Genomic DNA, 17,369 nt, shown 5'->3' with positions numbered 1-17,369 from the left:
CATATCCGAAGGTTTTCCGCATGTCAATAAAACTACTGACTTAGGTAGTGGGTCAGTTTGAATCATCGATAAATATCCTTCCGATCCCCAACATCTACGACTTTTAAGGTCGTCTCGGTGAAATGGTAGAGAATCCGATAATCGCCAACGCGCCTCTTGCGGAGTCCATACAGCCTTCCCTTTAATTGGATACCAAGGAAAGGATTCAGGGCTAATTCACGTATGGCTTGCCCGATGGTTTTCTTTAATGCACGAGGGAGGGATGCAACGAAATCAGCTGCGCTGCGGGAGAATTCGACGGCTTTGATGCTGCACTGGACCATTCAGAGGCTCGCCAAAAACTTCTTCAAATGAAACGCTATCACCTGCATTAAGTTCAGCAATTCCCCGTTCAATGCGAGCAAGGTCTTCGTCATTTGAAAGAATCTCTATAGTAGCCTTCCAGCTTTCATATTCTTCATGACTAATAAGGATCGCTCCCGTTGATCCCTTCTTTGTAATGAAGTAACTTGTCAAAGTCTTGCCCACCTTGCCTACAAAGTGCCCTAGCCGCCCGCGAGCTTCTGATATGGAGAGTGTTTTGGTCATTGCGAACCTGGGAGATTTCATCCCTATGCGTTTCTGAAGCATTATGAAACACTCGTTTATGCATTTTCAAGGTAGGTCTTCTCCCTATTCTTGTCGAGTAAATCTATAATTTCTTCCAAACTCCACACATGGTCTGCAACGCCTGCCTGCATGGCGGGTGTCACTCGCAAGCTTTGATGAATCCGGCAGAAATTGTAGTGCATGAAGTGCAGAGCCACGGCATGAGCCTGGTTCTCTAGCTTCTTGCTAAAGGCATTGGTGAGACGGGTAAAGCGCCTCATCTGCATCCGCATGGTAAGGTTTTGTCGTTCCACATAGGATGTAGAGACCTTCGACATATCAGGGTTGCCCTTGATCTTCCGTTTCCGAATCCCGCAACACTTAGCAGGGCTGTACCGATGCACGTCAGGGGTGGGAGGAGTCTGATAGAGCTTGTCCAGCATGGCGTAATCGATGTCGATTCCAAAGGCATTCTCTACTGCCGTGATATAGGCCCTATGGCTATCCGTGGTCAGTTGAATCCGATGTTGCAGGCGGCTAGCCAAATCATCAATAAACTTCCTCGCATAGTGTGCTGTCCTCTCTCCGACTAGGAATGAAGGAATGAGCTTGGTATCAGCACACAGGGCCGTCCAGGTCCAGACATCACCAAAGCCAAGCTTGCCCTTGTACTCTTCAGGGACATTCTTTTCCTTCGCATAACAGAACGACCAGATCTCATCGCATTGAATGCGCTTACAAGGCAGGTTCCGCAGGTGTTCATCTTGATACCGAGCGCAAGCCTTACCAAGATCAACGAGAAGCTTGAGCACAGTGCCTTTCGCTACGTCCGTCATCCGGCAGGTTGCGCGAATGCTATTCCCTTCGACTAGTGCGGCGATGATCTGGACTCGTTTGGCTTGCGTTAGTTGGTTCATGGCTCCCTCCGTTGCGACAGAGGTATTATGCTTGAGCGGTCAAGCAAAGTCAAGTTATAAACAAACCTATCCTGTGCCCCTATAAATAGGCGTCTTGACAAAGCCAATTGGCACGGGTAAAGTAAAGGAACCCGTGCCAATTGGTTGGAGCCCCCGGCGGGAATTGAACCCGCGACCTCCCACCTTCCAAAGTGGCGCTCTATCCAGCTGAGCTACGGGGGCAATAAGTTGTTTCGGAGTCTGAACCGCCTAGTGGTGACAGCCGCTAGGCGGTTTGTTTTTCCATACGCTCCTCCTGTGTCACAAGAATATATTTTCCTCTTTCAAGACGTTTGACCCTATTTTCTTTATTAAGTCGCGAAAGAATTCCAGTCATCACGTTCTGAGGGACTATACGTCCCGTCTTTGCTAGCTCTTTACGGATTTCCGAAGGACCTAGCGGCAATGGGGATTCGGATAAAATAGCCCTCACCTCATCAACGAGGGTTAAATCTCGAATTGGTCTAACCTCGTTCAGAGAAGGGGCTATATGCGCATCGCCAGCACTAAAAGACGTTGATCCTTCTTTGGGTATGATTTCTTTATCAAGGTTTCCGGCAAATGATAGCTGCGAAGCCGATGCGACATGCTCATTCATAAGTTTTTCCCTGTGCACAATTTGCCTAGCTGAAAGAAGCACACTAAGATCAGTCTGTGCATTCGCGAGAACAATCTTAGCCTGCGCAATCTCTTTTTCTAAGCGGCGTATTGTCTCTTGCCGTTCAGTTATTGCTCGTTCAAATTCATCCATCGCAGTTCCCTCGCTCCGCCAAGACTACACCAGGCTACGACTTTATGCAACTCTTCCACAGGGCGGCATAGCATTGTCGCCATATCAAGATAGATGAATTGTATAAATTATTGATTTTATTGTGCAAATTACTTATTCTTAGACCAGCGAGCCCTGGCAGCCTTCTTTGCAATTACGGCCCTCTTCTTGGCCGTTAGCTTCTCCGCTCTCGCCTTCCCGCCCTTCAGCCCTCCGAGACGGCCAAGAGCGACAGCGGCAGGGTTCTTTGTGGGGACTTCGGCGGGTTTCTCTTTCTTCACTGAGGTGGTTCCGGCAGGTTGGCCAGTGATGGCTTGTAGGATGTCGTGAGCGATCACGTTCACGTCTGTAGATGGTTTCTTTTTAGCCATGCGATCATCTTACATGACCGCTTAAGCAGAGGCAATATCAAGGAAAATCAGACTGACCCACTACCCTGACTTATGATGACCTTGACTTGCCCTACATGCTCCGATACACTCTCCGATGCTTTTTTTTCTGGATTTTCGAGGCGATCGGAGGTCTGGTAGCAAGGCTTCGATGGCCTCTTTGTTTATGGTGATACGGGCATCATGCTTGATGCGTTGAGCGATAAGTTTGAGAAAATTCTTAAGAAACTCCGAGGGCAGGGTGTGCTCACGGAGCAGAACATCACGGATGCGTTGAAAGATGTGCGGTTGGCGCTGCTTGAAGCCGACGTCAATTTCAAGATCGTCAAGGAATTCGTCGATCGCGTCCGTCAAAAAGCCGTTGGGCAGGAAGTGCTGCAAAGCCTGACTCCCGGACATCAGGTGGTCAAAGTCGTCTGGGATGAACTCCGGGCGATGATGGGGCACGAGCGGTCAGGACTAGCCTTGAGCTCTTCCCCCCCGACCATCCTGATGATGGTCGGTTTGCAAGGAGCGGGAAAAACCACGGCCAGTGGCAAGCTGGCCCGCCTGTTTAAGAATCAAGGTAAGCGGGTCCTCTTGGTTGCGGCCGACCCGCGTCGTCCTGCGGCCGGTGAACAGCTGTGTGCTCTTGGGCGGGATCTCGGAGTGGACGTGCACCGGGAAGATCACATTCAGGCTTCCCAAGCGGAGGTCGTGCGCATGTGTCGTGCGGGGGTCGACCGGGGACGCGAGCAGGGGTTCGATCTTATCATCCTGGATACCGGTGGCCGGTTGCATATCGACGACGAGCTCATGGACGAACTCGTCGCCGTGAAGACAGCCGTGTCTCCTCACGAAGTCCTGTTGGTGGCCGATGCCATGACCGGGCAGGATGCAGTGACCATGGCAGGCCAGTTTGATCAGAAGGTCGGGTTGACGGGTATTATTCTGACCAAGGTCGAAGGAGACGCGCGCGGAGGGGCGGTCTTGTCGATTCGAGCCGCGACCGGCAAGCCCGTTAAGTTTCTGGGTGTCGGGGAAAAGCTGGATGCATTGGAACCGTTTCATCCGGATCGGATGGCCTCCCGTATTCTTGGGATGGGCGACGTCCTGTCGCTCATTGAGAAAGCCCAAGCCAGTATCTCGCGGGAGCAGGCGGAGGAGGCTCAGAAACGGCTCACGAGCAATACCTTCACCTTGGAAGATTTTCGGACTCAGCTCGGCCAGATGAACCGCATGGGCTCGTTGGAGCAAATTCTTGGCATGCTTCCAGGCGGGCAAAAACTGAAGCATGCCATCGAGGGTGACAAGCCGGAACGAGAGATCGGCCGTGTCATCGCCGTGATCGACTCGATGACCCCGCGGGAACGCCGCGATCATACGATCATCAACGGAAGCCGGAAGAAACGGATCGCTCGCGGCAGCGGGACGACGGTGCAGGATGTGAATCGTCTCATCAAGCAGTTTTTGTCCGCCAAGAAGTTGGCCAAGGCAATGACCGGTGCGGGAGGGCGTCGTCAGCTGGCCCAACTCATGCGATCTCGGTAGCGATCATGACAGAGAGTGCGCATTCAGCATAAAGGAGGACCGTTGTGGCTGTACATTTGAGATTAGCTCGGACAGGAAGACACAAACGACCGATGTATCGGGTGGTGGCCGCCGATTCACGAAAAGCACGTGACGGACGGTTCCTCGAGATTCTCGGAATTTTTGACCCATTGAAAGAAGCCGGCGTACCAGAGTTGAAGCAGGAACGTGTTCTGAACTGGCTTCGCCACGGCGCTCAGCCTACGGTGACCGTGCGGACGTTGCTGCGCCGGGCAGGAGTCTGGAAGCAGTTTGAAGCTGAAAAAGCCGCGCAGAAAAAGGCATCGGCAAAGTCTTGATCTCGTGATGGGGGAACAGTCGGAAACCGTGACGGTGGGATTGATTGAGCGGCCCTTTGGTGTCAAAGGAGAAGTCAAGGTTCGACCGTTGTCCGATGTTCCGGGTCGATTCGAGGGGTTGAGGTTCGTGAGCCTCCTTGCAAGGAATGGACAGACGTTGGAGACCAGTGTCACGCATGTGAAACGAGCCGGGGAGAGATTTATCCTCGGATTCACGGATGTAACGACTCCGGAGGACGCGGGTCGCTGGCGAGGCGGATTCATTCAGACGATTCGCGGGTCCGTGCCGGTGCTTCCGGAGGGACAGTTCTATGAATGCGATTTGGTCGGTCTTGCCGTCCGCACCGAAGAGGGGCAGCCTGTAGGTACGCTGGAGGAGATTTGGGATTTGCCGGGAAATCAATTGTTTGTTGTTCGACAAGGAACCAAAGAGATTTTGATTCCTGCCGCGAAAGAACTGGTGGTGGCCGTCGATCTGGCGGCTGGGTCGATGGTCGTCCGGTTGATCGACGGATTGGATGGCTAGCATGTTGCGGTTCGATGTGCTGACATTGTTCCCCGGCATGTTCGGGCCGGTCTTGGCTCACAGCATGCTCAAACGTGGTCAGGACAAGGGGCTTCTCTCCGTGGCGGTGCACAATTTGCGAGACTTCACGACGGATCGCCACAAGGTGGTCGATGATACGCCGTATGGAGGCGGGGCCGGCATGGTCATGAAGGCCGAACCGATCCTCGTGGCGGTGGCTGCGGTTCGGAGTGACGCGCAAACAAACGGTGAAGACATTCGGCTCATGTTTCCGACCCCGCAGGGGCGGCCTTTTACGCAAGACTATGCGCGACAGTTGGCCGGTGAACGCCGCCGGATCGTGATTCTGTGCGGGCACTATGAGGGGGTAGACGAGCGTGTCCGCGCGGCATTAGCTCCGGAGGAGGTCTCACTTGGAGACTATGTGTTGACCGGAGGGGAATTGCCGGCGCTCGTCTTAATCGATGCCGCGGCGAGGCTCGTTCCCGGTGTGTTGGGTGACCCCAGTTCTGTCGTCGAAGAGTCGTTTTCTGATTCGTTGCTGGAGTACCCCCAATATACGAGGCCGGCAGAAGTCGGCGGAATCGGTGTGCCCGACGTGTTACTGTCAGGCCATCATGAGGCAATTCGGTTGTGGCGTCGAAAACAGGCGCTGTGCAGTACCTATTTGAGGCGCCCCGATCTTCTGAAAGATCGGGTGTTCACGAAAGAAGATCAACAGTTGTTGGATGAATTGATGAGCGAAGGCCTTTTGACGGCCCCGACATCATGCCGGGAGGAGGATTAAGATCATGAATCAGTTGGAGCGAATTCAGCGGTCGTTGACGAAGAAATCGATGCCGCGCTTTGAGATCGGAGATACCGTCAGGGTCCACGTCAAAGTCGTTGAAGGCGAAAAAGAGCGTATTCAGGTGTACGAGGGAACCGTGATTGCCCGCAAGGGGAGCTTGAATACGGAAACGTTTACCGTCCGAAAAATTTCCTACGGGGTCGGAGTCGAACGGATTTTCCCGGTGCATTCTCCGATCGTTTCCAAGGTGGATGTGGTCCGACAGGGCCGCGTTCGACGCGCGAAGCTGTACTATCTGCGCGGGAAGAAGGGGAGGTTCGCGAAGGTCGAGGAACGCGAGTTTGTCGGCGACAGCAAACAAGCTGCGCAATCCACTGCCTCGGAAGAAGAGACCGTGACAACCTAGACTTCTACGCTGAATTGTTCCATCACGCACGGCAAGACACTCACGGAAGCGGTGAGGGAACGTTGATGGGGCCCACCGAAGACTTCGAGCGGGAAGCCCGACGGTGTGGGTACCGCCGCATTGCCGGTATCGACGAAGCGGGACGCGGCCCTTTGGCCGGTCCGGTGGTTGCCGCTGCCGTTGTCCTTCCGCGCCGATGTCGGCTTTCGGGAGTCAACGATTCGAAACAACTCTCTGAGGAGGAGCGAGAGCGGTTGTATACCGCGATTCTGGACCAAGCCACGGGGATCGGAATCGGGTCGGCGGACGTCGCCGAGATTGATCGCCTGAATATCCTCGAGGCCTCTCGTCTAGCGATGCGTCGAGCGATCGACCAGCTGGTTCCTTCCCCTGATTATCTCCTCATTGATGCCGTGAGTCTTCCCGGAATCAGGATTTCGGCGCGGCCCATCATCAAGGGAGATGCTCTTTCCCTATCGATCGCAGCCGCTTCCATCATCGCCAAAGTCACAAGGGATCGTCTTATGGTGAAGTATCATGAACTGTTCCCCGACTATGATTTTCTATCGCATAAGGGATATGGCACCACCGGACATCTCCAACAATTGGCGCGCCACGGTCCATGCTCCATTCATCGCCGAACATTCATGCCGGTGCAAGCGGTGATCATCGCAGCGGAGCGGACATCCACCAGGCGGATGAGCCCCACATTGTTTGCACAGTAGACGCATGGCCACGTCCGATCCGCGTCATCAGTTCGGTCAAGCCAGCGAAATGCAAGCCGAACGGTTCTTGCTGGCCAAGGGCTATCGAATTCTCGATCGCAACGTACGGACGTCGTTCGGAGAATTGGACCTCGTGGCGGAAGACCATGGTGTCGTGGTCTTCGTCGAAGTGAAGGGCAGAGCCACGGAAGCCTTTGGCGGGGCCCTATTCGCGGTGGACCACCGTAAGCGGGACAGATTGGCGAGACTGGCCGCTCAATATTTGGCACAACGACATTGGTCCGAGAAGGCTTGCCGATTTGATGTGGTATTGGTTCAGGGGAGTCCCTCGGACCAAGGGCGGATCCAACATCTCGAAAACGCATTTGAAGTCGCCGAATATTGAGGGCCCCGTCCTTCGAAAAGGAGGATTCCATGGATGCGATCATTCAACTCATCCATGTGTCCAAATGGCATGATCGGAAAGCCGCACTGTCCGATGTCACGCTGGAGATCGAGAAGGGTGATTTCGTCCTTCTCATGGGGGCGAGCGGAGCGGGGAAGTCAACTTTGTTACGCATGTTGATCGGGGAAGAGCAACCGGACGAGGGGCAGATTTTCGTCCATGGGAAGAATGTGACGAAGCTCAGACCGTCCGAGATTCCCTTTCTTCGACGGAAGGTCGGCGCGGTGTTTCAAGACTTTCGTCTCTTGCCGAAGAAGTCGGTCTTCGACAATGTGGCGCTCCCGTTGATTGTTCAAGGAGCATCCGAGAAAGATATTCGTCGGAAGGTGACGGAGGCGTTGCGTGCCGTCGATGTCGAACATAAAAAAGATCAACTGCCGAACAGCCTTTCAACGGGAGAGCAGCAGCGAGTCTGCATCGCGCGGGCGATCGTCAATGGGCCGGTGGTGCTCCTAGCCGACGAACCGACCGGCAATCTTGATCCGGAACGCACCAGGGAAATCATCGAGTTGTTCAAATTGATCAATACCCGGGGGACGACCGTGATCGTGGCGACGCACGATCCGCATGTTCTGAGTCAGGCGAATCGGCGGGTGGTCACCCTGATGCACGGTGTGTTGTTGTCGGAACGGCGGATCGGAGAAGGGGTCGGAGTATGAGGCGGCTATTTTACTTGGTTCGCGAAGCATGGGCGAATATGCGGACCAACCGCACGACCACGATCGTCGCCGTGCTCACCACGGCGTTTACCCTAGCCTGTGTCGGCATCTTTCTGTTGCTCTATGTCAATCTTCGGAACGCGGCGTGGTCGCTCCAGGAAGACGTCAAGGTCATGGTCTATTTGGAGGAACGACTTTCCATTGAAAAAGTGCAAGAGCTCGAGCGAAAACTTAAGCTCGATCGTATGGTGGACGAAGTGCTCTTTATTTCAAAAGAAGAGGCGCTGGGCGAATTTCGAGCTCAATTCCCCAGTGAATCGCACTTACTCGAAGGGCTCGGGGAGAACCCGCTTCCCGCCTCGTTTGTGGTGACGCTTGCGCCGAACTTTCGGTCTCCGGATGCCATGAAAAGCTGGGTCGAACGAGTGCAAATCATGGAAGGCGTGGCCAAGGTCGACTATAATCAAGAATGGATCCGCATGCTGGCGGGATTGATCGGATATATCGAACTGGTGGCGATCGCGGTGGGTGTCCTCCTCTCCGCGGCCGCGGTGACCATCATCGGCAATACGACCCGACTCGCACTGTTGGCCAGACGGGAAGAGATCGAAATCCTCCGTTCCATTGGAGCCACACGGACGTTTATCCGTATTCCTTATTTCCTTGAAGGAGCCGTGCTAGGAGCCTGTGGCAGTGCACTCTCATTGGGCATGCTTAAGTTCGCGTTTGAACTGTTTCGACAGCAGATTCGGTTGACCGGCCGTTTCAGCGGGATTGAAGGCATGCTCTCCTTCTTCCCCCTCTCAGTGTGCTTGGCGTTGGTTCTGGCGGGCATGGGGCTTGGTTTTGCCGGGAGCGTGGTCTCGCTTCTTCGTGTGGGAGAAGGTCGGGCATGAGAATCCTGTGCCCTATCCTTCTCGGATGTCTCGTGATGGGAGGATTGGCCTCGGTGGCGGATGCCGCCAATGATCCCATCTCAGAAAAAATCGAACGGGAAAGAAGGAAACTGGAAACGCTGAAAGGCAAGATCGAGGAGAAGCGAAAACGGGCCGAAGAAGCAGAAAAAAAACGCGAGTCAGTGTTGCAAGGTCTCCAAACTCTGGATGAACGATTGGTGCATCATCGCCAAGATCATCAGGACATCGGTAAGAGACTGCGGCAGAAGGATCGGGAGATTGAAGAGATCACGGAACGGCTGGGGTCGATGCGAGCCAGCATTGACGCACGGCGTGAAGCCATCCTTGCGCGACTCCGCGTGCAGTATATGGAAGGTCGATTTGGTCATGTGAAGGCACTCTTGACGGCGAACTCGTACAGTGATTTTCAACGCCGTGGGCAGTACCTTTCCGCCGTATCACTCAAGGATTACGAGCTGTTGGAGACGTTCCGAGCCGATATGGAGCGGATGGAGCAGGCGGAACGTCAGCGCGCCGAGGCCAGAACGGGATTGGTCGCCTTCAAGCTCAATGTCGAGAAGAAGCTGGCCGACATTCGAGTACTTCAGCGGGAAAAGAAAGTGTTTCTCGCGAAGATCACGCATGAAAAGGACGCCTACAATCGTGCGGTTGAGGAGTTGGAGCGTTCCGCCTCACGCGTGGATGGCTTGTTGCATGATCTGGAAACGCGCCGACGTGCCATAGCCATGCCCCCACCTTCGTCTTCATCATTGGCTCATGGGATCAGGGGTACACTGCCCTGGCCGGCCGATGGAAAAGTCGTATCGTTTTTCGGACGGCAGAAGCACCCGACGTTCAACACCTATGTGCAGCGCAAAGGTATTGAGATCCGAACAACAGAGGGGAGCTTGATTCATGCCGTCATGGCCGGGAGCGTGGTGTATGCCGACTGGTTGAAAGGATACGGACTCGTTATAATCTTAGATCACGCCAACGGATTCTTTTCGCTGTATGCACACGCGTCCAAGATTTTGGCCAGAGCGGGTGAGCAAGTGGTCGAAGGCCAACCGATCGGAGAGACGGGGGATACGGGCATGATCGGAGAAAATACATTATACTTCGAGCTACGTGAGGGAGCCGAGCCGGTCGATCCGCTCCACTGGCTGGCAAAACGATAAGATCGGCGTTGCCAAAACCGATTGAGTCGGATGGTTCGGCAACGCCGGGAAGAAGGGATGTGAAGACTATGGAACAGCAGCCTCGGCGGAAGTCTTGGGTGGTCGCCCCGATGATCGCGCTCGCCCTGCTCGGTGGCGTCGTCATCGGGAAAGGCTGGGAACGCACCGGGCATGCCGGCGAAACCTATGAGGAGCTCAAAACCTTCTCCGAGGTCTTGAATCAGGTTCAAAAGCACTATGTCGACGAGACGAAGCCGAAGGACCTTATTCAAGGCGCCATTCGCGGGATGCTGTCGACGCTCGATCCACACTCCGCCTACATGACTCCGGAGATGTACAAAGAGATGCAGGTCGAAACCAGGGGAGAATTCGGCGGGGTCGGCATTCAGATCGGCGTGAAGGACAACCGGCTCGCGGTGATCGCACCGATCGAAGGCACGCCGGCGCATCGGGCCGGGATCAAGGCAGGCGATTTCATCATTAAAGTCAACGATGACCCCACGAAAGATCTGACGTTGATGGATGCGGTCCAAAAGATGCGAGGGCCGAAAGGCAGTAAGGTCAACCTCACCGTTCAACGGGAAGGGACACTGGAGCCCTTGGTCTTCACTCTGGTCCGAGACACGATCAAGATCGAAAGTGTGAAGTCGAAGATCATCGACAATCTTGGCTATGTCCGCTTGACTCAGTTTCAGGAAGCTACCGGACGGGACCTGTCTAAAGCGATTAAACAGTTCAGGGAACAAAAGGTCCAAGGAACCATTCTAGACCTGCGGAACAATCCCGGTGGCTTGCTGACCGCAGCCGTGGATGTCTCCGAGCAATTTCTTCCCAGCGGGAAGCTGGTCGTGTATACGAAGAGCCGGGAAGGAAAAAAGGACGAATGGTTCGCGAAGTCCAAGGATCAGCTGGAAGATCTTCCGGTCATCATTCTTGTCAACGAAGGGTCGGCAAGTGCGTCGGAAATCGTGGCCGGAGCGTTGCAAGACTGGGGGCGGGCCGTTGTGGTCGGGACGACCTCGTTCGGGAAAGGATCGGTGCAGACGATCCTGGCCCTGGGCGATGGGTCCGGGCTTCGCCTCACCACCGCAAAGTACTATACGCCAAAAGGTCGATCGATCCAGTCGACCGGAATTACTCCCGATATCGTGGTGAAGCTCTCCGCCCCGGTTCTGGCGAAAGCGCCAGACGGGAAGCCGACTGAAAAGGATACAACCGCTAAGGCACCAACCGGAAAGGAGTCTCCGCCACAGACGAATGGAAAGTCTCCCGAGGAAGCCGGTCCGAAGAACGGGACGACTCCGCCGTCATTGCCGAGCGAACCGGGGGGCGAACTTTCGCTTGAACAGGATGTTCAGCTGCAGAAGGCGGTCGAATTGCTGAAAAGCTGGAAAATCTTCAAGGAGCTCAAGAGTTCTTAGGGTTGGTGATCGCGCATCTGTTGACGGACTGCCTGTAATAAGTGCTCCTCCGATCCTGAGAAGCCAGGCAAGGTACGAAGCAGGTGCGAGCGAATGAGTTGATCGAGGTCGGAGAGCGTCTGTATGCCGAGTCGGAAGTACAGATAGGCTACGAGTGACTCGGAGAGCCCTGGAAGGGTAGCCCAACTCCTGACGCCCGGCGGAAGCGGGGTCCGGAGCTCTTCGTAAGCGCGGAGAGTGCCGGTTTCCAGAAACTCGTGGATTTTTTTGGTCAGATCAGTGCCGATCCCGTCAATCTCCTCCAACTCCTGGCGCTCCGCCACTGCCGCGACATCCTCTTCGAGAGCAAGTAAGGCCTCCGCGGCCCGTCGATACGCCCGCACTCGGTAGGGGTTCGCCCGTTGGGAGGACAAAAGATTGGCGATCGATTGGAAAAGAGCGGCCAGTCGCTGATTGTTTTCTCTCATGATGAGCCTATCTTAATGGATCTATTGTGAAGTTTCCGCCCCCAATCAAGCAAGGGCCGCTTTGTTGACAAGGTGAATTCCGGTCCCATAGGATGAAAGCCGTGCAGGACGCGATCGAAATCCATGTGAACGGCCAGGCACGGACGTGGCGGTGTGGTGCAACGGTTGCCGATCTATTGGCGGACCTCGACATTCGGGCCGAACGGGTGGCCGTGGAGCTGAATCTCGAAATTCTCGATCGGGCGATCTTTGGTCAACGTCAGCTCAAAAATGGAGACCGGGTCGAGATTCTGGGTTTTATCGGCGGCGGAGCATGCTAAGAGGACACCATGACGGATGACCGGTTGATGATCGCGGGACGTGAATTCAAGTCCCGATTATGGGTTGGAACGGGAAAATACAAAGACTTTGTGGAGACCCAAAAAGCCATTGAAGCGTCCGGTGCTGATGTCGTGACGGTCGCGGTTCGTCGAGTGAACATCACCGATCGATCGAAGGACAATCTGCTCGATTACATCGATCCGAAGAAATATACGATTCTGCCCAACACGGCCGGATGTTATACCGTGGAAGATGCGGTACGCTATTCGAGGTTGGCTCGTGCGGCCGGTGTGTCTGATTTGGTGAAGTTGGAAGTGCTCGGCGACGAGAGAACGCTGTTCCCCGATACAGCCGGCTTGATCGAAGCGGCCAAGATTCTCATTAAAGAAGGATTTATCGTTCTGCCGTATACGAATGACGACCCCATCGTCGCGAAGAGGTTGGTGGATATCGGCTGCCCGGCGGTCATGCCTTTAGCGGCGCCCATCGGGTCCGGGCTCGGTATCCGGAATCCGTACAATTTGAAGATCATCATGGAAACCGTCAAGGTACCGATCATCGTTGATGCCGGTGTCGGAACGGCGTCGGACGCGGCTCTCGCCATGGAGTACGGAGCCGACGCGGTTCTGATGAATACAGCCATTGCGGGTGCGCAGCATCCTCTTGCAATGGCGGAAGCGATGAAGTATGCCGTCCATGCCGGTCGTCTGGCTTATAAGGCCGGCCGCATCCCCAGAAAACTCTACGCGACCGCCAGCAGCCCGATCGAAGGCATGCTCTGAAATTCGTTTTGAGTGTCGAGTGCCGAGTCCTCAGTACGATGAGCGACAAAAAACGACTGAACGTGATTAACCGGTTATCGATGAGCCCGGTGCCCAGTCCTTCCCTCTCAACCTCTTACCAATGCCCCCGGTAGATTTTCGTCTGCTGCTCGTCACCGACAGGACTCAAATAGGCCACCAGTCCCTCCCCTCTCTAATCCTTCAGGCGGTCAGCGCCGGGTTGCCCGCCGTCCAACTGCGGGAACGGGATCTATCGACGCGCGAATTGCTTTCACTGGCGCTGGAAATTCGATCGATCGCGGCGCCGCACGGAGCGGCTCTGATCCTCAATGATCGTGTCGACCTGATGATGGCGTTGAACTTGAATGGGGTGCACCTTCGATCTGATAGTCTCCCTCCCTCCCCAGTACGTCGAGTGATTGGATCAGATCGGTTGATTGGAGTTTCCACACATTCGGTTGAGGAGGTACAACGTGCGGGTCAGGGTGGTGCCGATTACGTCGTCTTTGGTCCGATTTTCGAGACACCGTCGAAACGTTCGTTCGGACCCCCGCTCGGGTTGGAGCTTCTTGCCGACGTCTGTCGCCGATCGTCAATCCCGATCTTCGCCATCGGAGGGATGACGAGTGAACGGGTGTGCGAGGTTCGCCGAGCCGGCGCACATGGAGTTGCCGTGATCGGTGCCGTATTGACTCGAGAGGATGTCGGTGTCGCGGTGCGCGAGTTCCGAGATGCGCTGGAAACGTGAATCGCTTCCAGGTGGCGGGAATGTGTCCCGCGCGCGATCACCTGTTGGAGTTGACCACCCCCAGGACGGATGTTAGAATCCGATCACGACCTGTTTTCACGCTGCGGCTTGGTGTTGCGAGTTGTTCGCGTTGTCCCGATATGGCGGAAAGCAAGGGCCAGCCAAATCGACTCCGGTCCCTCCGAGATTCTGTCAAGAAGATTACGAAGCGGCTGTCTGAGGGGAATGGGGAGATGATTCACAAAAACGACGAGCACGCACGTGAGGTTGACAAACTCCGTGTGCAGATTCAGTCGATGGAAGAAGAGATCCGTCGACTCTATCAATCGCGACATCAACTCGATCAAGCCAACAAGCAGAATGAAAAACTCGTGGCCACGCTGCAAGAGGCGAAGGCACAGATCGAAGCGCTGCGTACTGAGGTGGAAAAATTGACCGCGCCGCCGTCGGCCTATGCCATTTTTTCCAGCATGAATGCGGACGGTACGGGAAATGTCTATGTGTCGGGACGAAAAATGAAGGTCAGCCTTCATCCCGCGATCAAGCGCGATGCGTTGCGAAAGGGGCAGGAAGTCGTTTTGAATGAGGCTCTCAACGTGATCGAAGTGAAGGACTTCGATCATCAGGGAGAGGTCGTCCGACTCAAAGACGTACTGGAAGGGGGACGGGCGTTGGTCACGCTCCATTTCGATGAGGAGAAAGTGGCCGAGCTCGGCGATCCGCTGCTGGCAGAACGTCTGAGTGTAGGGGACCATCTGTTGTATGACCCCCGTTCCGGCTATGTCATCGAGAAGTTGCCGAAATCCGAAGCGGAAGAGCTTGTGCTGGAAGAGGTTCCGGATGTCGACTATGAGCACATCGGAGGGCTCCAGAAAGAATTGGAGCAAGTGCGCGATGCCGTCGAACTGCCGTTCCTGCATCCGCACGTGTTTTCCCAGTATAAGCTCAGCGCACCGAAAGGGGTGTTGCTCTACGGTCCCCCCGGATGTGGGAAAACGTTGATCGCGAAAGCCGTCGCCAATTCGATCGCCAAGAAGTTGGGCCATCGAACCGGAAAGGAGATCCGAAGTTACTTTCTTCACGTGAAAGGCCCAGAATTGCTCAATAAATACGTCGGGGAGTCGGAGCGTCAGGTGCGCGAGGTGTTCAAGAAAGCCAAGGAGCGGGCCGAGGATGGCCATCCTGTGATCGTGTTTTTTGATGAAATGGATGCCCTCTTCAGAACCCGTGGAACCGGTATTTCCTCGGATATCGAATCGACGATCGTTCCGCAATTCCTCTCAGAGATCGATGGGGTGGAGAGATTGCGCAATGTCATCGTCATCGGGGCCAGCAACCGGCAGGATTTGATCGATCCAGCGGTGCTTCGGGCCGGCCGATTGGATGTCAAGGTCAAGGTCGGAAGGCCGGACGCCACGGCGGCCAGAGACATTTTTTCGAAGTACATTTCGACGGATCTCCCGTTTGCCGCCGAGGATTTGGAGCGGCATGGGGGTGATCGACAGGCGCTTGTCGATCGATTGACGACTCTGACAGTCGAGACCATGTATGCCGCCACTGAGGAAAATAAGTTTATCGAGGTCACGTATGCCAACGGTGAAAAGGAGATTCTCTATTTCCGGGACTTCGCGAGCGGAGCGTTGATCGAGGGCATTGTGTCACGCGCGAAAAAATTCGCCGTGAAGCGGGTGATCGCGCAAGAGGGGGAAGGCCTGCGCTCTGACGATCTGATCCGTGCCATTCGTGAGGAGTTCAAGGAACACGAGGATCTTCCCAATACGACCAATCCGGACGATTGGGCGAAAGTCGCCGGGAAGAAGGGTGAAAAAATCATTCATATCAGGACCATCAGCGGTGGTCCCGCCGAACATCGGCAGATTGAAACCGTCAGTACCGGCCACTATCTCTAGCCAAACTATGCCAGAGCATACATCCACTACTCGCATGCGCGTACTTGGCACGGAAACCGAGTTCGGCATCGCGGCAAAAGACTCATCCGCGGTGGACCCCGTGTCGGGTTCCTTCGCCGTGATCGGACATTATCCAGGGTTGCCGGCTCCCGGGGCTCTTTGGGATTACGAGAACGAAAATCCGCTCTTGGATGCCCGAGGATTTGAAGTGGACGGTGAGCGGGAACGTCCCAATCCGGACTATAATCGGCAGCTGAACAAGGTCCTGGCAAACGGCGGACGCTTGTATGTCGATGGAGCACATCCGGAATATTCAACGCCGGAGTGCTCGAGCGCCAGAGAGCTCGTCGCATTTGAGCGAGTCGGAGAGCGCATCCTTGCAACCTGCCTTCAGGACATGGCTCGGGCCAGAGGAAGCGAACAGTACGTGCTGTACAAGAACAATTCCGACGGCAAGGGCAACAGCTATGGATACCACGAGAATTATCTGGTCTCGAGATCCGTACCGTTCGACCGGATCGCTCGGGTGTTGACGCCGTTCCTGGTCACACGACCGATCTTCGCCGGAGCCGGAAAGGTCGGATCGGAAAATCAGACCAGTCCGGTGGAATACCAGATCTCACAGCGCGCCGACTTTTTCGAGTGCCTTATGGACCTCAATACGATGGTCAAACGGCCGATCATCAACACGCGCGACGAGCCGCATGCCGATGCGGCAAGGTTTCGGAGACTCCATGTCATCACAGGTGATGCCAATATGGCGGAACTTTCCACCTATCTGAAGGTGGGTACGTTAGATATCGTCTTGGACTTGCTTGAGTCCGGAGCCGATCTGCCTCAACTCGAGCTGGACGAGCCGGTTCGTGCCATCAAACAGGTGTCTCGCGATCTGGATGTGAAGGAGACCATGAAATTGGCCGGTGGAAGACCGACCACGGCGCTTGCCGTCCAGCGGGCGTATTTGAGCGCGGCCAAGGCTTTTTATGTTTCGCAAGATCATGGTCCCACGACCCGTGATGTGCTGCTCCGCTGGGAGGAAGTGTTGAATCAGCTCGATCGTGATCCGCGGCTGTTGGTGAACGCATTGGATTGGGTTGCCAAGCGGCACATGATCGAATCGTATATGGAGCGGAAAGGTTGCGGATGGGATGATCCCCGAATGAAACTGATGGATCTGCAATACCATGATGTTCGTCCGGACAAGGGATTGTTCTATACGTTGGAGCGTAACCATCTTATTGAACGGATCGTCGAAGAAGATGACATTCGGCAAGCGGAGTTCAATCCGCCGACCGGTACCAGGGCCTATTTCCGTGGTCGCTGCGCCAGTAAATTCGCGAAGGCCTTGTACGGAGCCAGCTGGACGTCGGTGTTGTTCGAGGTCGGCAATACGACGATCAAGAAAGTGCCGCTGATGGATCCCCATCGCGGGACGCTGGCGTTGACCAAGGAGTTGCTCGATACCACCGATTCAGTCGATGCACTGATTGAGAAACTCAAAGTTTGACGAATACGTGACTCGAAA

General features: G+C 55.0%; 21 protein-coding genes and 1 tRNA gene. 16 read left to right on the top strand and 6 right to left on the bottom strand.

What is annotated here, in order from left to right; translation table 11 throughout:
• Positions 1 to 62: 62 nt before the first annotated feature.
• From A4E19_01405 to A4E19_01385, 5 genes are all read right to left on the bottom strand, one after another.
• Complete coding sequence (locus A4E19_01405; protein ID OQW35446.1) at positions 63 to 323, bottom strand: hypothetical protein; 261 nt, start codon at positions 321 to 323, stop codon at positions 63 to 65.
• Between the two features lie 321 nt (positions 324 to 644).
• Entirely contained in the window at positions 645 to 1,505 is an 861-nt protein-coding gene (locus A4E19_01400) for a transposase (GenBank protein OQW35445.1), read from the bottom strand.
• A gap of 145 nt (positions 1,506 to 1,650) precedes the next feature.
• Positions 1,651 to 1,727, bottom strand: a tRNA-Pro gene (locus A4E19_01395).
• A 43-nt stretch (positions 1,728 to 1,770) separates the two neighbouring features.
• Positions 1,771 to 2,295 carry a hypothetical protein gene (locus tag A4E19_01390; protein OQW35444.1) on the bottom strand — a complete coding sequence of 175 codons (525 nt, stop codon included), beginning with the start codon at positions 2,293 to 2,295 and terminating at the stop codon, positions 1,771 to 1,773.
• Positions 2,296 to 2,423: 128 nt separating this feature from the next.
• Positions 2,424 to 2,684 carry a hypothetical protein gene (locus A4E19_01385; protein ID OQW35443.1) on the bottom strand — a complete coding sequence of 87 codons (261 nt, stop codon included), beginning with the start codon at positions 2,682 to 2,684 and terminating at the stop codon, positions 2,424 to 2,426.
• A gap of 201 nt (positions 2,685 to 2,885) precedes the next feature.
• Between A4E19_01385 and A4E19_01380 the strand changes: the two genes are divergently transcribed.
• The 11 genes from A4E19_01380 to A4E19_01330 all read left to right on the top strand — a co-directional run bounded on the left by A4E19_01380 (position 2,886) and on the right by A4E19_01330 (position 11,616).
• On the top strand, positions 2,886 to 4,232 hold the full coding sequence (locus A4E19_01380; protein OQW35442.1) for a signal recognition particle protein: 1,347 nt from the start codon (positions 2,886 to 2,888) through the stop codon (positions 4,230 to 4,232).
• Positions 4,233 to 4,276: 44 nt separating this feature from the next.
• The gene (locus tag A4E19_01375) at positions 4,277 to 4,570 is read left to right on the top strand and encodes a 30S ribosomal protein S16 (GenBank protein OQW35441.1); all 294 of its coding nucleotides are present in this window, start codon (positions 4,277 to 4,279) and stop codon (positions 4,568 to 4,570) included.
• A 7-nt stretch (positions 4,571 to 4,577) separates the two neighbouring features.
• Positions 4,578 to 5,096, top strand: a complete 519-nt coding sequence (locus A4E19_01370) for a hypothetical protein (protein ID OQW35440.1) — start codon at positions 4,578 to 4,580, stop codon at positions 5,094 to 5,096.
• 1 nt (position 5,097) lies between these two features.
• Positions 5,098 to 5,883, top strand: coding sequence for a tRNA (guanosine(37)-N1)-methyltransferase TrmD (locus A4E19_01365; GenBank protein OQW35439.1), 786 nt, complete (start codon positions 5,098 to 5,100; stop codon positions 5,881 to 5,883).
• A gap of 4 nt (positions 5,884 to 5,887) precedes the next feature.
• Entirely contained in the window at positions 5,888 to 6,292 is a 405-nt protein-coding gene (locus tag A4E19_01360; protein OQW35438.1) for a 50S ribosomal protein L19, read from the top strand.
• A 65-nt stretch (positions 6,293 to 6,357) separates the two neighbouring features.
• The gene (locus A4E19_01355) at positions 6,358 to 7,017 is read left to right on the top strand and encodes a ribonuclease HII (protein OQW35437.1); all 660 of its coding nucleotides are present in this window, start codon (positions 6,358 to 6,360) and stop codon (positions 7,015 to 7,017) included.
• A gap of 4 nt (positions 7,018 to 7,021) precedes the next feature.
• Positions 7,022 to 7,402 carry a hypothetical protein gene (locus tag A4E19_01350; GenBank protein OQW35436.1) on the top strand — a complete coding sequence of 127 codons (381 nt, stop codon included), beginning with the start codon at positions 7,022 to 7,024 and terminating at the stop codon, positions 7,400 to 7,402.
• A gap of 38 nt (positions 7,403 to 7,440) precedes the next feature.
• Positions 7,441 to 8,121 carry a cell division ATP-binding protein FtsE gene (locus A4E19_01345; protein ID OQW35507.1) on the top strand — a complete coding sequence of 227 codons (681 nt, stop codon included), beginning with the start codon at positions 7,441 to 7,443 and terminating at the stop codon, positions 8,119 to 8,121.
• On the top strand, positions 8,118 to 9,017 hold the full coding sequence (locus tag A4E19_01340) for a hypothetical protein (protein OQW35435.1): 900 nt from the start codon (positions 8,118 to 8,120) through the stop codon (positions 9,015 to 9,017). Before A4E19_01345 ends, A4E19_01340 begins: the two co-directional genes overlap by 4 nt.
• Before the next feature lie 35 nt (positions 9,018 to 9,052).
• Positions 9,053 to 10,195: a hypothetical protein gene (locus A4E19_01335; GenBank protein OQW35434.1), complete on the top strand. Its 1,143-nt coding sequence runs from the start codon at positions 9,053 to 9,055 to the stop codon at positions 10,193 to 10,195.
• Positions 10,196 to 10,263: 68 nt separating this feature from the next.
• Positions 10,264 to 11,616, top strand: coding sequence for a peptidase S41 (locus A4E19_01330; protein OQW35433.1), 1,353 nt, complete (start codon positions 10,264 to 10,266; stop codon positions 11,614 to 11,616).
• Here the strand turns inward: A4E19_01330 and A4E19_01325 are convergent.
• Entirely contained in the window at positions 11,613 to 12,041 is a 429-nt protein-coding gene (locus A4E19_01325) for a histidinol-phosphatase (protein OQW35506.1), read from the bottom strand. The genes A4E19_01330 and A4E19_01325 overlap by 4 nt on opposite strands.
• 155 nt (positions 12,042 to 12,196) lie before the next feature.
• Here A4E19_01325 and A4E19_01320 point away from each other — a divergent pair, with 155 nt between their 5' ends.
• The 5 genes from A4E19_01320 to A4E19_01300 all read left to right on the top strand — a co-directional run bounded on the left by A4E19_01320 (position 12,197) and on the right by A4E19_01300 (position 17,351).
• Positions 12,197 to 12,403: a thiamine biosynthesis protein ThiS gene (locus tag A4E19_01320; protein ID OQW35505.1), complete on the top strand. Its 207-nt coding sequence runs from the start codon at positions 12,197 to 12,199 to the stop codon at positions 12,401 to 12,403.
• A gap of 9 nt (positions 12,404 to 12,412) precedes the next feature.
• Entirely contained in the window at positions 12,413 to 13,186 is a 774-nt protein-coding gene (locus tag A4E19_01315) for a thiazole synthase (GenBank protein ID OQW35432.1), read from the top strand.
• A 169-nt stretch (positions 13,187 to 13,355) separates the two neighbouring features.
• Positions 13,356 to 13,934 carry a hypothetical protein gene (locus tag A4E19_01310; GenBank protein OQW35504.1) on the top strand — a complete coding sequence of 193 codons (579 nt, stop codon included), beginning with the start codon at positions 13,356 to 13,358 and terminating at the stop codon, positions 13,932 to 13,934.
• A gap of 233 nt (positions 13,935 to 14,167) precedes the next feature.
• A complete protein-coding gene (locus A4E19_01305; GenBank protein OQW35503.1) occupies positions 14,168 to 15,844 on the top strand; it encodes a proteasome ATPase in 1,677 nt (558 codons plus the stop codon).
• A gap of 7 nt (positions 15,845 to 15,851) precedes the next feature.
• Entirely contained in the window at positions 15,852 to 17,351 is a 1,500-nt protein-coding gene (locus tag A4E19_01300; protein OQW35431.1) for a proteasome accessory factor PafA2, read from the top strand.
• The last annotated feature ends 18 nt before the right edge of the window (positions 17,352 to 17,369 follow it).

The organism is Nitrospira sp. SG-bin1 (assembly GCA_002083365.1).
Taxonomy (GTDB): domain Bacteria; phylum Nitrospirota; class Nitrospiria; order Nitrospirales; family Nitrospiraceae; genus Nitrospira_D.
The sequence above is the reverse complement of the archived record's forward strand: the minus strand, read 5'-3'. Positions and strand labels throughout refer to the sequence as shown.

Coding starts and splice junctions, on each gene's coding strand:
- A4E19_01350 (OQW35436.1), top strand. CDS start 7,022: ATGGCCACGTCCGATCCGCGTCATCAGTTCGGTCAAGCCAGCGAAATG.
- A4E19_01335 (OQW35434.1), top strand. CDS start 9,053: ATGGGAGGATTGGCCTCGGTGGCGGATGCCGCCAATGATCCCATCTCA.
- A4E19_01390 (OQW35444.1), bottom strand. CDS start 2,295: ATGGATGAATTTGAACGAGCAATAACTGAACGGCAAGAGACAATACGC.
- A4E19_01355 (OQW35437.1), top strand. CDS start 6,358: ATGGGGCCCACCGAAGACTTCGAGCGGGAAGCCCGACGGTGTGGGTAC.
- A4E19_01340 (OQW35435.1), top strand. CDS start 8,118: ATGAGGCGGCTATTTTACTTGGTTCGCGAAGCATGGGCGAATATGCGG.
- A4E19_01380 (OQW35442.1), top strand. CDS start 2,886: ATGCTTGATGCGTTGAGCGATAAGTTTGAGAAAATTCTTAAGAAACTC.
- A4E19_01300 (OQW35431.1), top strand. CDS start 15,852: ATGCCAGAGCATACATCCACTACTCGCATGCGCGTACTTGGCACGGAA.
- A4E19_01360 (OQW35438.1), top strand. CDS start 5,888: ATGAATCAGTTGGAGCGAATTCAGCGGTCGTTGACGAAGAAATCGATG.
- A4E19_01400 (OQW35445.1), bottom strand. CDS start 1,505: ATGAACCAACTAACGCAAGCCAAACGAGTCCAGATCATCGCCGCACTA.
- A4E19_01315 (OQW35432.1), top strand. CDS start 12,413: ATGACGGATGACCGGTTGATGATCGCGGGACGTGAATTCAAGTCCCGA.
- A4E19_01305 (OQW35503.1), top strand. CDS start 14,168: ATGATTCACAAAAACGACGAGCACGCACGTGAGGTTGACAAACTCCGT.
- A4E19_01385 (OQW35443.1), bottom strand. CDS start 2,684: ATGGCTAAAAAGAAACCATCTACAGACGTGAACGTGATCGCTCACGAC.
- A4E19_01405 (OQW35446.1), bottom strand. CDS start 323: ATGGTCCAGTGCAGCATCAAAGCCGTCGAATTCTCCCGCAGCGCAGCT.
- A4E19_01365 (OQW35439.1), top strand. CDS start 5,098: ATGTTGCGGTTCGATGTGCTGACATTGTTCCCCGGCATGTTCGGGCCG.
- A4E19_01370 (OQW35440.1), top strand. CDS start 4,578: ATGGGGGAACAGTCGGAAACCGTGACGGTGGGATTGATTGAGCGGCCC.
- A4E19_01330 (OQW35433.1), top strand. CDS start 10,264: ATGGAACAGCAGCCTCGGCGGAAGTCTTGGGTGGTCGCCCCGATGATC.